General features: G+C 72.9%; 9 protein-coding genes. 6 read left to right on the forward strand and 3 right to left on the reverse strand.

All coding sequences use genetic code 11. The annotated features are described in order from the left end of the window. The first annotated feature begins 21 nt into the window (after positions 1-21). The 3 genes from ACZ4SV_RS00495 to ACZ4SV_RS00505 all read left to right on the forward strand — a co-directional run bounded on the left by ACZ4SV_RS00495 (position 22) and on the right by ACZ4SV_RS00505 (position 2,926). Positions 22-1,260, forward strand: coding sequence for a glycosyltransferase family 39 protein (locus ACZ4SV_RS00495; protein ID WP_365874651.1), 1,239 nt, complete (start codon positions 22-24; stop codon positions 1,258-1,260). Between the two features lie 60 nt (positions 1,261-1,320). Beyond that, on the forward strand, positions 1,321-1,416 hold the full coding sequence (locus ACZ4SV_RS00500) for a putative leader peptide (RefSeq protein WP_365874649.1): 96 nt from the start codon (positions 1,321-1,323) through the stop codon (positions 1,414-1,416). 103 nt (positions 1,417-1,519) lie between these two features. After that, a complete protein-coding gene (locus ACZ4SV_RS00505) occupies positions 1,520-2,926 on the forward strand; it encodes a sulfatase family protein (RefSeq protein ID WP_468000345.1) in 1,407 nt (468 codons plus the stop codon). 26 nt (positions 2,927-2,952) lie between these two features. Here the strand turns inward: ACZ4SV_RS00505 and ACZ4SV_RS00510 are convergent, their stop codons facing one another. Together ACZ4SV_RS00510 and ACZ4SV_RS00515 are read right to left on the reverse strand one after the other, a co-directional pair. After that, positions 2,953-4,875 (reverse strand): ABC transporter ATP-binding protein, encoded by a 1,923-nt coding sequence (locus ACZ4SV_RS00510; protein ID WP_468000347.1) that lies wholly within the window; start codon positions 4,873-4,875, stop codon positions 2,953-2,955. Then, on the reverse strand, positions 4,872-6,725 hold the full coding sequence (locus ACZ4SV_RS00515; RefSeq protein ID WP_468000349.1) for an ABC transporter ATP-binding protein: 1,854 nt from the start codon (positions 6,723-6,725) through the stop codon (positions 4,872-4,874). Before ACZ4SV_RS00515 ends, ACZ4SV_RS00510 begins: the two co-directional genes overlap by 4 nt. Before the next feature lie 341 nt (positions 6,726-7,066). On the opposite strand from ACZ4SV_RS00515, the gene ACZ4SV_RS00520 reads away from it, so the two are divergent. The 3 genes from ACZ4SV_RS00520 (at position 7,067) to ACZ4SV_RS00530 (ending at position 11,605) form a co-directional block, all read left to right on the forward strand. Further along, entirely contained in the window at positions 7,067-9,121 is a 2,055-nt protein-coding gene (locus ACZ4SV_RS00520; protein WP_468000351.1) for a M4 family metallopeptidase, read from the forward strand. 237 nt (positions 9,122-9,358) lie between these two features. Further along, on the forward strand, positions 9,359-11,011 hold the full coding sequence (locus tag ACZ4SV_RS00525; RefSeq protein WP_468000353.1) for a M4 family metallopeptidase: 1,653 nt from the start codon (positions 9,359-9,361) through the stop codon (positions 11,009-11,011). Between the two features lie 72 nt (positions 11,012-11,083). Continuing rightward, positions 11,084-11,605 (forward strand): DUF1990 domain-containing protein, encoded by a 522-nt coding sequence (locus tag ACZ4SV_RS00530; RefSeq protein ID WP_468000355.1) that lies wholly within the window; start codon positions 11,084-11,086, stop codon positions 11,603-11,605. Between the two features lie 3 nt (positions 11,606-11,608). Here ACZ4SV_RS00530 and ACZ4SV_RS00535 read toward each other — a convergent pair whose 3' ends face one another. Then, positions 11,609-14,236 carry a glycosyltransferase family 1 protein gene (locus ACZ4SV_RS00535; protein WP_365874635.1) on the reverse strand — a complete coding sequence of 876 codons (2,628 nt, stop codon included), beginning with the start codon at positions 14,234-14,236 and terminating at the stop codon, positions 11,609-11,611. Between the last annotated feature and the right edge of the window lie 301 nt (positions 14,237-14,537).

Below are 14,537 nucleotides of genomic sequence, written 5' to 3' on the forward strand. Positions count from 1 at the left end.
CCGCCCGGGCCCGGTGGTCCGGTGACCGCGACACTGCCCGGCATACGGCCCCCGGCCGCCCCGCCCGCGCCCGGCTCCCGGGCACGGGCCGCCGCCCGCCGGCACGGACCGGTCCTCGCCGTGTTCGGCACGCTGAAACTGGCCGGCTTCTGCTCCTTCATGTACCTGCTGTCCGCCACCGGGGACTACCGCGCCAAGCACCCGCGGTTCGGCGGCGGCGCGCACGCCTGGGACGTGCTGGCCACCTGGGACGGCTGGTGGTACCAGCAGATCGCGCTGCACGGCTACGACCCGAAGCTGGTCCCGGTCCCGGGCGCCACCGGCCTGATCACGCTGGAGGGCAACTCGGCGGCGTTCTTCCCGCTCTACCCGGCCCTGATCCGGCTAGCCTCGGCGGTCACCGGCCTCGGCTCGTACGGCGCCGGGCTGCTGGTCTCGGTCGTCGCCTCCTTCGCCGCCGCCCTGGGCGTCTACGCCGTCGCCGAGCGGTTCGGCGGCCGGCGGGCCGGGTTCGCGGCGGCCGGGCTGTGGGCGGTGTGGCCGGGCTCGGGCGTGGAGTGGGCGGTCTACTCCGACTCGCTCTACGTGGCCCTGGCCGCCTGGGCCTGCCACGCCGTCCTGACCCGCCGCTGGCTCACCGCCGGGGTGCTCGCCTTCGCGGCCGGCCTCAACCGGCCCACGGCCGGCGCGCTGATCGCCGCGCTCGCCGTGGCCGCGCTGCTCGCCCTGCGCCGCCGCGAGGACGGGGTGCTGCGCCCGGTGCTGGCCATGGCGATCGCACCGCTCGGACTGCTCGGCTACCTGCTCTGGGTCGGCGACCGCATGGGCGACCCGGGCGGCTACTTCAAGCTCCAGTCGGGGGCCTGGGCGCACAGCTTCGACTACGGCGCACAGACCCTGGACGTGCTGACGTCCGTGCCCGTGGGCAAGTTCGACTACCTCTTCGCCTACCCCTTCGCGGACGTCATCTCGGTCGGGGTCATCCTGCTCGCCTGCGCGCTGCTGCCGCTGCTGCTGCGGCTGCGCCCGCCGGCCGTGCTGGTGCTGTACACCGTCCTCACGCTCGCCCTGGTCCTCGGCAGCCAGCAGATCGTCGCCAACATCTCCCGCTATCTGCTGCCGTGCTTCCCGCTGTTCCTGCCGCTCGCGGTCGCCATGCGCCGGCTGAGCCTGCCGGTGCAGTGCACCCTGCTGGGCATCGCGGCCCTGGCCTCCGGCTCGTACGCCGGCTACGCCCTGTTCGAACTGGGCGTGCCGTGATCCCGCCTGGCGGACAGCGTCTTGACGGCGCGCACGGCCGGCTGGCACCGTCCTGTGATCATGAGGCCTGCCACGGAACACGCACGCGCGCACCTCGCGCTCGTGGCGCGGCGGCACGTGGATCTGTGCCGGCAGTCCAGCGCCCTGTGTCGCTGAGCCGCGCCCCCGCTCCCTCTGCTCTGCTGCCTCTGCTGCCTCTTCTCCCCTCCTTCACCTCGCCGTGCCCCGCCCCGGGACACGGCCGTTTCGAGGATCTCGCATGTCCGACATATCCCGCCGCACGTTCGGCGGTCTGCTCGGCGGCGGCGCGGTCTCCACCGTCGCCGGCCCCGCGACCGCCGCCCAGGCCGCCCCCGCCGAACAGCCCTTCCGGGCCCGCACCGGCGCCTCCCCGGGCCGCCGCCCCAACTTCCTGGTCATCCTCGGTGACGACCTCGGCTGGGCCGACCTCTCCTCCTACGGCGCACCGCACATCAAGACGCCGAACCTGGACCGGCTGGCCCGGCAGGGCGTGCGGTTCACCGACGCCTACTCCGGCTCGGCGACCTGCTCGCCGACCCGGTTCAGCCTCTACACCGGCCGCTACCCGGGCCGTACCAAGGGCGGCCTCGCCGAGCCCGTGGCGAACACCTCCCAGGGCCTGGACCCGAGCCACCCGACCCTCGCCTCGCTGCTGAAGAAGTCCGGCTACGACACGGCCCTCATCGGCAAGTGGCACTGCGGCTGGCTGCCCGACTACAGCCCCACCAAGTCCGGCTGGGACGAGTTCTTCGGCAACTTCGGCGGTGTGCTGGAGTACTTCTCCAAGCTGGGCCAGCTCGGCACCTACGACCTGTACGAGGGCGACGCCGAGTACCGCGACCTGCGCTACTACACGACCGTGCTGACCGAGCGGGCCGTGGAGTACGTCGGTCGCAAGCACACCCGGCCCTGGCTGCTCAACCTCAACTTCACCACCCCGCACTGGCCCTGGCTCGCCGAGGGCGACGAGGAGACCGGCGCCGAGATCGCCGACAGGATCCGCGCCGCGCGCACACCCGCGCAGGTCACCGCGGCCCTCAACCACTACGACGGCGGCTCGGTCGCCAAGTACACCGAGATGGTGCAGAGCCTGGACGCGGCCGTCGGGGAGGTGCTGGACGCGCTGCGCCGCTCCGGGCAGGAGGAGAACACCCTGGTGCTGTTCGCCAGCGACAACGGCGGCGAGCGCTGGTCCTACCAGTGGCCGCTGAGCGGCGAGAAGTTCGTCCTCCAGGAGGGCGGCATCCGGGTGCCCACCCTGGTGCGCTGGCCGGCCCGGATCGACGGCCGCCAGGTCAGCCACGAACCGAACTTCTCCCCCGACTGGACCGCGACCCTGCTGGAACTCGGCGGCGCCCGCCCCGACCCCGCCTACCCGCTGGACGGCACCAGCCTCGCCGGCTACCTGCTGCGCGGCGAACGGCTCCCCGAACGCGACCTGTTCTGGCGGGTGCGGGCCAACCGGGCGCTGCGCCGCGGCGGCTGGAAGTACTACCAGGACGCCGCCGGCACCGACCACCTCTACCACCTCGCCGCCGACCTGCGCGAACAGGCCGACCTCGCCCAGGACCGGCCCGAACTGCTGGCCGAGCTGAAGGCGGCCTGGGAGAAGATCGCGAGCGGCCTGCTGCCGTACCCGGGATAGGGCCGGAGGATAAGGCGGCCGGGCGGTCAGGCCAGGCTGTCCCGCCACGCCTGGTGGAGGTCCGCGAACCGGCCGGTCGCGGCGATGAGGTCGGCCGGGCGGCCGTCCTCGACGACGCGGCCGTGCTCCATCACCAGCACCCGGTCCGCGATCTCCACCGTGGACAGCCGGTGGGCGATCACCACGGCGGTGCGGCCCCGCAGCACCGTCGACATCGCCCGCTGCACCGCCCGCTCGCCCGGCACGTCCAGCGAGCTGGTCGCCTCGTCCAGGATCAGCACCGCCGGGTCGGCGAGCAGGGCCCGGGCGAACGCGACAAGCTGGCGCTGCCCGGCGGAGACGCGGCCGCCGCGCTTGCGTACGTCGGTGTCGTAGCCGTCGGGCAGCGCGCTGATGAACTCGTGCGCGCCGATCGCCTTCGCGGCCCGCTCGATCTCCTCCCGGGTGGCGTCGGGCCGGCCGATGGCGATGTTGTCGGCGACCGTGCCGGAGAACAGGAACGCCTCCTGCGTCACCATGACGACCCCGCGCCGCAGTTCGGGCGTCGACAGCTCGCGCAGGTCCACGCCGTCGAGCAGCACGCGCCCGGCGGAGGGGTCGTAGAACCGGGCGAGCAGCTTGGCCAGGGTGGACTTGCCCGCGCCGGTGGAGCCGACGACCGCGACCGTCTGTCCGGCGGGCAGCGTGAGGTCGAAGCGGGGCAGCACCTCGCCGCCGGTGCGGTAGCCGAACCGGACGCCGTCGAAGACGACCTCGCGGCCGGGGAAGCCGGGCCGGGCGGGCGGGAGTCCGCGCGGGACGGCCGGTTCCGGCACGGACGGCTCCTGGGCCAGCAGCCCGGCGATCTTCTCCAGGGAGGCGGCGGCCGACTGGTAGGAGTTCAGGAACATGCCGAGCCGGTCGATCGGGTCGTACAGCCGGCGCAGATACAGCACCGCCGCCGCCAGCACGCCCAGCTCCAGCGAGCCGTCCGCCACCCGGTGGGCGCCCCAGAGCACGATCGCCGCGACCGCCGTGTTGGCCACCAGCCGGGAGCCGGTCACATAGCGGGCCATCTCCAGCAGCGCGTCGCCGTTGCTGCGTTCGTGGCGGGTGTTGAGCACCGCGAAACCGGCGTCGTTGGCGGCCTCCCGGCGGAAGGCGCGCACCGGCCGGATGCCGTTCACCGTCTCCACGAACTTCACGATCACCGCGGCGATCGCCGTGGACCGCACCCCGTACACCCGTCCCGCGCGCCGCTGGTAGAGCCGGACGAGCAGGTACAGCGGGACGAGGGAGGCGACCGCGAGCCCGCCGAGGCCGGGGTCCAGCCAGAGCAGCATGGCCGAGATGTAGACGAAGGACAGGATGACGGACACCAGTTCGTGGAGCCCGTCGTCGAGGAGTTCGCGCAGCGACTCGACGTCCGTGGTGGACCGGGAGATCAGCCGCCCGGAGGTGTACCGCTCGTGGAAGTCGATGCTCAGCGCCTGCGCGTGGCGGAAGATCCGGCCCCGCAGGTCCAGCAGCACGTCCTGGCTGACCCGCGCGGAGGTCTCGACGAAGGCGGACTGGAGCCCGCCGGAGGCGAGGGCGCACAGCAGGTAGCCGACGGCGACCGCGATCAGCGGGCCGTGCCGGTCGTCCCGGACCGCGGGTACGGCGGTGTCGATGGCGTAGGCCACCAGCAGCGGGCCGGCCTGCGCCGCCGCCTGCTGGACCAGCAGCAGGACGGAGGTGAGCGCGACCCGGGCCTTCATGGGCGCGAGCAGCGAGCGCAGCAGGGCGGCGGTGGCGCCGGGCGGCGCGGGCAGGACGTCCTGCTCGAAGGAGTCGTCCGCGCCGCCGGTGCCGTCCGGGCCACCCGTGCCGTCCGGACCGCCGGTGCCGACCGGGCCGTCCGGCTGCCGGGAGCGGCCGGGTCCGTCGTCGTCGGACACCGCGGGAGTGGAGGCGGTCGTACTGGTCAACGGGAGTCCTCCTCTTCCCCGGACATCAGATGGGCGTACTCGGCGTTCTCGCGCAGCAGCCGCTGGTGGGTGCCGACGGCCGCGATCCGGCCGCCCGACAGCAGGGCGACCCGGTCGGCGAGCAGCACCGTGGACGGGCGGTGCGCCACGATCAGCGCGGTGGTGTCGGCGAGGACCTGCCGCAGCGCCGCCTCCACGGCGGCCTCCGTGTGCACGTCCAGGGCGGACAGCGGGTCGTCCAGCACCAGGAAGGCGGGCCGGCCGACCACCGCGCGGGCCAGCGCGAGACGCTGGCGCTGGCCGCCGGAGAGGCTGAGGCCCTGCTCGCCCACGCGGGTGTCGGTGCCGTGCGGGAGGGCGTGCGCGAAGCCGGCCTGGGCGATGGCGAGGGCCCGGTCCAGCTCCTCCTTCCCGGCGCCTTCGGGCGCGCCCATGAGCACGTTCTCGCCGACACCGGCGGAGAAGAGCGTGGGTTCCTCGAAGGCCACGGCGACCCGGGTGCGCAGCTCCGCGCGGGACATCGCCCGGATGTCCACGCCGTCGAGCGTGATCCGGCCGGAGGTGACCTCGTACAGCCGGGGGACGAGGGCGGTGAGGGTGGTCTTGCCGCTGCCGGTGGCGCCGACCAGGGCCATGGACTCGCCGGGGCGGATGTGCAGGTCGATCCGGGCGAGGAGGGGCGGCGAGCCGGCGGGCGCGTCGGGGTACCGGAACGAGACACCCTCGAACCGCAGCCCCTTGCCGCCCCCGCCTCCCGCCGTGGCCGGGGCCGCCGGGGCCGGGCCCTGATCCGCCGGGGCCGCCTGGTCCGCCGGGGCCGGGGCCGCCGGCGTCAGGGCCGTCGTGTCCTCCGGGGGTTCGTCCATCACCTCGAAGTAGCGTTCCGTGGCGGTCGCCGCCTCCTGGCTCATCGCCAGCAGGAACCCGATGGAGTCGACCGGCCAGCGCAGCGCGAGCGCGGTGCTGAGGAAGGCGACCAGCGTGCCCGCGGACAGGCCGCCGTCGGCCACCCGGACCGTGCCCAGCACCAGCGCCGCCCCGATCGCGATCTCGGGCAGGCCCACGATGACGCCCCAGATGACGGCCAGCAGCCGCGCCTTGCGCAGTTCGGTGCCGCGGAGCCGGGCCGACAGCGCGCGGAACGCGCGCTCCTGGCTGCGGTGGCGGCCGAAGCCCTTGACGACCCGGATGCCGAGCACACTCTCCTCGACCACCGTCGTCAGGTCCCCGACCTGGTCCTGGGCGCGCCGCGCCACCCGCGCGTACCGCCCCTCGAAGACCACGCAGGTCCACAGCACGGGCAGGGCGGGCCCGAGGACGACCAGTCCCAGCAGCCAGTCCTGCATCAGCATGATGACCAGGCCGACGAGGATCGTCACCGCGTTGACCAGCAGGAAGGTCAGCGGGAAGGCGAGGAACATGCGCAGCAGCATCAGGTCGGTGGTGGCGCGCGAGAGCAGTTGCCCGGAGGCCCAGCGGTCGTGGAAGGCGACCGGCAGGCGCTGCAGCCGGCGGTAGAGGGCGGCCCGCATCTCCGCCTCCACGTGCGACAGCGGCCGGGCCACGAGCCAGCGCCGGACGCCGAACAGGACCGCCTCGGCGAGGCCGAGCAGGAGCAGGTACAGCGCGCCGAGCCGGATGCCCGCCGGGTCCCGGTCGGCGACCGGCCCGTCGACCAGCCACTTCAGCACGAGCGGGATGACCAGTCCGGTACAGGAGGCGACGATCGCGACGAACGCGGCGGTGAACAGCCGCGCGCGGACGGGGCGGACGTACGGCCACAGCCGCAGCAGGGTGCGGACGGCGGACCGGTCGGCGGAACGGTCGGCGGTCGCGGGTGTCGTGGACATCAGTCCGGAGCGTACGGACCGCCGCCCGCATCGCCCACCGAGTTTTGGCCGGACCCCGTTCAACAGGCTGTCGCATACCAACAGTTCGCATACCGAACCCGAACATCCGGTCAACGAACCGTTTCCGGCCAACTTTCTGACGCGGTCCTGACAGACCGGGAGATCCCCTGCCACTCTTCCCAGGCCGACTCACAGCGACCCCACAGCTTCCGCACACCTGTGCGGGCCGGTCGAGCGCGCGCACCTGGTTCCGCGTAACGCCCTGTTCTGCCCGGACGCCCGAACCCACCGTCCGGTCTCCCCTGGCCGCGCGACCCGCGGTCATGCAGAAGGAGTCAGTGTTGAGAAGCAGTTCCTCTCGCGGACGCACCCCCCACGCAGCCCGGCGCCACCCGGCGCACCGCCGCACCGCCGTCGTCGCCCTCGCGGGCGTCACCGCCCTGATCGCCGCCGCCGTCCAGGCGGGCGCGGCCACCGCCGCCCCGGCCCAGCCGCGGGCCGGGCAGACCGGCTCCGCCCACGCGGCGCTCCGGCTCAGCCCCTCGCAGCGGGCCGAGCTGATGCGGGACGCCGACGCCGGCAAGGCCGCCGCGGCCCGGGCGATCGGCCTGGGCGGCCAGGAGAAGCTGGTCGTCAAGGACGTGGTCAAGGACGGCGACGGCACGCTGCACACCCGGTACGAGCGGACGTACGCGGGGCTGCCGGTGCTCGGCGGCGACCTGGTCGTGACCACCGCGCGGTCCGGCAAGACCATGGAGGTGGTCCGGGCCACGAACGCCACGCTGAAGGTCCCCGGGCTCACCCCGGCCGTCCCCGCGGCCGCGGCCGAGCGGCAGGCCGTGCGGCGGGCGGAGGCGCTCGGCGGGACCCGGACGGCCGCGGACAGCGTCCGCAAGGTGATCTGGGCGGCCACCGGCAAGCCCGCGCTGGCCTACGAGACCGTGGTCGGCGGGCTCCAGGAGGACGGCACGCCGAACCGGCTGCACGTCGTCACCGACGCGGCCACCGGCAAGAAGCTGCACGAGTACCAGGGCATCGAGACCGGCACCGGCAACACCCAGTACAGCGGCCAGGTCGCGCTGACCACGACCCAGTCGGGCTCGGCGTACACGCTCACCGACGGGGCGCGCGGCGGCCACAAGACGTACAACCTGAACCGGGGCACCTCCGGCACCGGCACCCTGTTCTCGCAGGCCTCGGACACCTGGGGCAACGGGACCGCGTCGAACGCCGCCACCGCGGGCGCGGACGCCCACTACGGCGCGGCGCTCACCTGGGACTTCTACAAGTCCGCCTTCGGCCGCACCGGCATCAAGAACAACGGCGTCGGCGCCTACTCCCGCGTCCACTACGGCAACGCGTACGTCAACGCCTTCTGGGACGACAGCTGCTTCTGCATGACCTACGGCGACGGCACCGGCAACACCAAGCCGCTGACCTCGCTGGACGTGGCCGGCCACGAGATGAGCCACGGGGTCACCTCGGCCACCGCGAACCTCAACTACAGCGGTGAGTCCGGCGGTCTGAACGAGGCGACCAGCGACATCATGGCCGCGGGTGTGGAGTTCTCCGCGAACAACACCACCGATCCCGGTGACTACCTCGTCGGCGAGAAGATCGACATCAACGGCAACGGCACCCCGCTGCGCTACATGGACAAGCCCAGCAAGGACGGCGCGTCCAAGGACAACTGGTACTCGGGCATCGGCGGCGTCGACGTGCACTACTCGTCGGGCCCGGCGAACCACTTCTTCTACCTGCTGAGCGAGGGCAGCGGCGCCAAGGTCGTGAACGGCGTCAGCTACAACTCGCCCACCGCGGACGGGCTTCCGGTCACCGGCATCGGCCGGGACAAGGCGCTGCAGATCTGGTACCGGGCCCTGACCACCAAGTGGACGTCCACCACCAACTACGCGGGCGCCCGCACCGGCACCCTCGCGGCGGCCGGCGAGCTGTACGGCACCACGAGCGCGGAGTACAAGGCGGTGCAGGACGCCTGGGCGGGCATCGCGGTCGGCTCCCGCTCCGGTGGCGGGGGCGGCGGCGGCACGTCGTACGAGAGCACCACGCCGGTGGCCATCCCGGACAACGGACCGGCCGTCACCTCCGACATCGCCGTCTCCGGGCGGACCGGGAACGCGCCGGCCGCGCTCCAGGTGGGCGTGGACATCGCGCACACCTGGCGGGGCGACCTGGTGATCGACCTCGTCGGCCCCTCGGGCACCGCCTACCGGCTGAAGAACGCCAGCTCCTCGGACTCGGCGGACAACGTGTCCGAGACCTACACGGTCAACGCCTCGGCGGAACCGGCCAACGGCACCTGGAAGCTGCGCGTACAGGATCAGGCCACCTACGACACGGGAACGATCAACGGCTGGAAGCTGACGTTCCCGTAAGCAACGCCTCGTCAGGCCGGTGATCACGGCGCTGCCCGGGGGCTCGACACCTTCGGGCAACGCCCGTTCATCCCGGTGAAACATTCACCTGAACGTCGATTTCCAGCCAACATCACTTCAGGGTCATGACATGTACGCGGCCCTGATGTCACTCTCTCTCCACCCGCCGCAGCACCCACGCCACACACTCCGGCCAGTGACCCCACGCTGACCGGACTCCCCCACGAAGGAGCTTGCGTGAGCCCCCTCTACACGCGTCACAAGCGCAGCATGCTGGCCATCGCCACCGCTGTCGCCGCCGGAGCCCTCCTCGCCACCGGTGTGACCACCAGCGCCAGCGCCCAGACCCCGGCCGGCGCCGCGGCGAAGCCCCTGGCCGCCGCCCCGACCACGCTGTCCGCCGCGGCCCGCACCACCCTGATACAGAAGGCCCAGGCCGGCGCGGCCGACACCGCGCGGAGCATCGGCCTCGGCGCCAAGGAGAAGCTGGTCGTCAAGGACGTCGTCAAGGACGTCGACGGCACCGTCCACACCCGCTACGAGCGCACCTACGCGGGCCTCCCGGTGCTCGGCGGCGACCTGATCGTCCACACCGCCAAGTCCGGCAAGACCGAGGGCGTCACCAAGGCGACCAAGCAGGCCGTCAAGGTGGCCTCGCTCAAGCCGCAGGTCAGCGTCGCCCACGCCCGGCAGCAGGCGGTCTCCGCCGCCAAGACCCTCGGCTCCGCGAAGACCACCGCGGACGGCGCCCGCAAGGTCATCTGGGCCGGCTCCGGCAAGCCCGTCCTCGCCTACGAGACCGTCGTCGGCGGCCTCCAGGACGACGGCACCCCGAACCAGCTGCACGTCATCACCGACGCGGCCACCGGCAAGAAGCTCTACGAGTACCAGGGCATCGAGAACGCGACCGGCAAGACGCTGTACTCCGGCACGGTCACCCTCAACTCGGTGCAGTCGGGCTCGACGTACCAGCTCACCGACAGCGCGCGGGGCAGCCACAAGACGTACAACCTGGCCCGCAAGACGTCCGGCACGGGCACCCTGGTGGCCAGCTCCACCAACGTCTTCGGCACCGGTACCGCCTCCACCTCCTCCTCCGACCAGACCGCGGCCGCCGACGCCGCCTACGGCGCGGGCGTGACCTGGGACTTCTACAAGAACACCTTCGGCCGCAACGGCATCAAGAACAACGGTGTCGGCGCCTACTCCCGCGTCCACTACGGCAACGCGTACGTCAACGCGTTCTGGGACGACAGCTGCTTCTGCATGACCTACGGCGACGGCTCCGGCAACGCGGACCCGCTGACCTCGCTGGACGTGGCCGGCCACGAGATGAGCCACGGCGTCACCTCGAACACCGCGGGCCTGAACTACTCCGGCGAGTCCGGCGGCCTGAACGAGGCCACCTCCGACATCTTCGGCACCGGCGTGGAGTTCTACGCGAACAACGCCAGCGACCCCGGTGACTACCTCATCGGCGAGAAGATCGACATCAACGGCGACGGCACCCCGCTGCGCTACATGGACAAGCCCAGCAAGGACGGCGGCTCGTCGGACTACTGGTCCTCCTCCGTCGGCGGCAAGGACGTGCACTACTCGTCCGGCGTCGCGAACCACTTCTTCTACCTCCTGGCGGAGGGCAGCGGTTCGAAGACGATCAACGGTGTGACCTACAACTCGCCGACGTACAACGGCTCCACGGTCACCGGCATCGGCCGCGCCAAGGCGCTGCAGATCTGGTACAAGGCGCTCACCACGTACATGACGTCGACGACCAACTACAAGGCCGCCCGCACGGCGACCCTGAACGCGGCGTCCGCGCTGTACGGCTCGTCCAGCGCCGAGTACAACGCGGTGGCGGCGGCCTGGTCGGCGGTCAACGTCAGCTAGTCGCACCCCTTTCCGGCCGAGGGCGGCACCCGGGACCGACCGGTCCCGGGTGCCGCCCTACCCTTGTGACCCATGTCCTCGGCGCCCTTCACCTACGAGCCGGTCGGCGCGACCCGCGACGACCTGGCCTTCTGTCCGCCCGGCTTCCACCCCCTGCTCGTCCGCACCCGTCTCGGCGAGGGAGCGGCGGTGTTCCGGCGGGCCGCCGAGGCGGTCCTGACCTGGGAGATGCACCGGGCCCTGGGCGTCGGCATCGACGCCGGCGCCGACCGCGCGGCCCCCGGGGTCGACATCACCGTCACCCTGGCCGGCCTCGTCAAGGCCCCCTGCCGCATCATCTGGACGGCGGAGGAACCCCGCCGCGCCGGCTGGGCCTACGGCACCCTCGAAGGCCACCCCGAGTGCGGCGAGGAGGCCTTCGTGGTGGACCGCACCGGCGACGGCACCGTCTGGCTCACGGTCGCCGCGTTCAGCAAGGCGGCGAAGTGGTACGCCCGGGCCGGCGGCCCGGCCACCCGCGGCCTCCAGCACGCCTACGCCCGCCGGTGCGGCAAGGTGCTCAGGGAACTGGCCACCCGGGGGTCCGAGGACTGAGGCTCACCGCAGCACCATCCCCGCCCCCTCCACCACCTCCTGCGACGGCACCGTGACCAGACCCGGCTCCGCCGGGGAGGCGAGCAGGCGGTGGGTGGGCAGGATGCGGACCGTGTAGCCGTAGGGGCCGGTGCGGTCCAGGGAGAGCGGGCCCTCGTACAGCACGCGGCCCTCCAGGTCGGGCGGGCCGGCCGGTTTCAGCGGCACCACCGTGGCGTCGGTGATGCGGTCCTCCGCGTCCACCCGGCCGGACACCGCCTGCACCTCCACGTCGTCCGGGGTCAGTTCGCCGAGCGCCACCCGGACCCGCAGCCCCACGGTGGCGCCCAGCTCCGCCGTGGCCGTCGCCGCGGTCGTCCCGGTCGTCTCCACGTGGTCGACGCTCACCGCCGGCCAGGCGGCCCGCACCCGCGCCTTCCACCCGGCCAGGTCCCGGGCGGTGTCCGGGGTCAGCGCCCGGTGCGCGCGGGCGGCGGGCGCGTAGAGCCGGTCGACGTACTCGCGGACCATGCGGCCGGCCAGCACCTTCGGGCCGAGCAGGGACAGGGTCTGGCGGACCATCTCGATCCAGCGGTCCGGCAGCCCGGCCCGCCCGCGCTCGTAGAAACGCGGCGCGATCCGCTGTTCGAGCAGGTCGTACAGGGCCGCCGCCTCGATGTCGTCCCGGCGGTCGGGATCGGTGCCGGCGCCGTCGGCCGTGGGGATGGCCCAGCCGAAGTCCGGCCGGAACCACTCGTCCCACCAGCCGTCCAGCACGGAGAGGTTGAGGCAGCCGTTGAGCGCCGCCTTCATCCCGCTGGTGCCGCACGCCTCCAGCGGCCGCAGCGGGTTGTTCAGCCAGACGTCACAGCCCGGGTAGAGCTTCTGCGCCATCGCCATGCCGTAGTCGGGCAGGAAGACGATCCGGTGCCTGACCCGCGGGTCGTCCGTGAACCGGACCAGCTCCTGCACCAGCCGCTTGCCGCCGTCGTCCGCCGGGTGCGCCTTGCCCGCGACCACGATCTGCACCGGGTGCTCGGGGTGCAGCAGCAGCTCGGTCAGCCGGTCGGGGTCGCGCAGCATCAGCGTCAGCCGCTTGTACGACGGCACCCGGCGCGCGAACCCGATGGTCAGCACGTCCGGATCGAGCACGCCCTCGATCCAGCCCAACTCGGCGTCCCCGGCACCGCGTTGCCGCCAGGACGCGCGCAGCCGCTCGCGCACCTCCAGCACCAGCCGCTCGCGCAGGGTGCGGCGCAGCTCCCAGACGTCCTCGTCCGGGATGTCCGCGACCGAGTCCCAGCGCTCGGAGCCGCCGACGGTCAGCGCGTCCTCGGCCCGCTGGGCGCCGACCTGCCGGGCCCCGAGCCGCAGCACCTCCGGCGCCACCCAGGTCGGCGCGTGCACCCCGTTGGTCACGGAGGTGATCGGCACCTCCTCGGCGTCGAATCCCGGCCAGAGCCCCGCGAACATCTCCCGGCTGACCTGGCCGTGCAGCAGTGAGACGCCGTTGGCGCGCTGGGCCAGCCGCAGTCCCATCACGGCCATGTTGAACAGGTTCGGCTCACCGCCCGGGTAGGTCTCCCGGCCCAGTTCCAGCACGCGCTGCACGTCGATGCCGGGCAGTTCGGCGTCCGGGGCGAAGTGCCGGGCGATCAGCTCCCGGTCGAAGCGGTCGATGCCGGCCGGGACCGGGGTGTGCGTGGTGAACACCGTCCCGGACCGCACGGCCTCCAGCGCCGCGTCGAAGTCCAGCCCTTCCGCGCACAGTTCGGCGATCCGCTCCAGGCCGAGGAACCCGGCGTGGCCCTCGTTGGTGTGGAACACCTCGGGCACCGGGTGCCCGGTGAGCCGGCAGTACGTCCGCACCGCCCGCACACCCCCTATGCCGAGCAGCATCTCCTGGAGCAGCCGGTGCTCGCTGCCGCCGCCGTAGAGCCGGTCGGTGACCCCGCGTTCGCCGAGGTCGTTCTCCTCCACGTCCGAGTCGAGCAGCAGCAGCGGCACCCGGCCGACCTGCGCCAGCCAGATCCGGGCGTGCAGCGCCTTGCCGCCGGGCAGCGCCAGCGAGACCTGGGCGAGGGTGCCGTCAGCCTCCTCGAGCTGGGTGAGGGGCAGCTCGTTGGGGTCCAGCACCGGGTAGTGCTCCTGCTGCCAGCCGTCCCGGGAGAGGGTCTGCCGGAAGTACCCGTGCCGGTACAGCAGTCCCACGCCGATCAGCGGCACCCCCAGGTCGCTGGCCGCCTTCAGATGGTCGCCGGCGAGGATACCGAGGCCGCCGGAGTACTGCGGGAGCGCGGCCGTGATGCCGAACTCCGGGGAGAAATAGGCGACGGCACCGGGCAGGCCGTCGGCCTGTTCCTGGTACCAGCGGTCGCCGGAGAGATAGTCGTCGAGGTCGTCGGCGACGGCGGTGAGCCGGCGCAGGAACCTCCGGTCACCGGCCAGTTCGGCCAGCCGGTCGGGCCGCACGCTGCCCAGCAGCCGCACCGGGTCGGCGCCGGCCGCGGCCCACGCCTCGGGGTCGACGGACTGGAACAGGTCGCGCGTCTCCGCATGCCAGGACCAGCGCAGGTTGCGCGCCAGGTCGCTCAGCGGCCGGAGGGGGTCGGGGAGAACGGGACGGACGGTGAACCGACGGATCGCCTTCACATTCCACCTCGGACGCGTTACGGGGTGAGACGCACGTGGTCCGGTCGTGCGTCTCGTCGTCGCCTTCGACGGTAGTGGTTACCGCGCGGTCGGTGGGGACGTACCGGCCTGGGGTGTCGGGGTGCGTCAAGACCCGGTCGCCGGGCACCCGGAAGGAGGAGGGTCTTGTGGAGGGACGTACGCGTGAGTAGTTAACACAGTGCCGGATTGCCCACCCGAACCGGGTGGGAAGGCTCCTCCGGTACACATCCCGCACGCGCACCACTGCACCACCGCAGGACCCACCTCCCCACACCCTCCG

This window comes from Streptomyces sp. NPDC027672 (assembly GCF_055566335.1).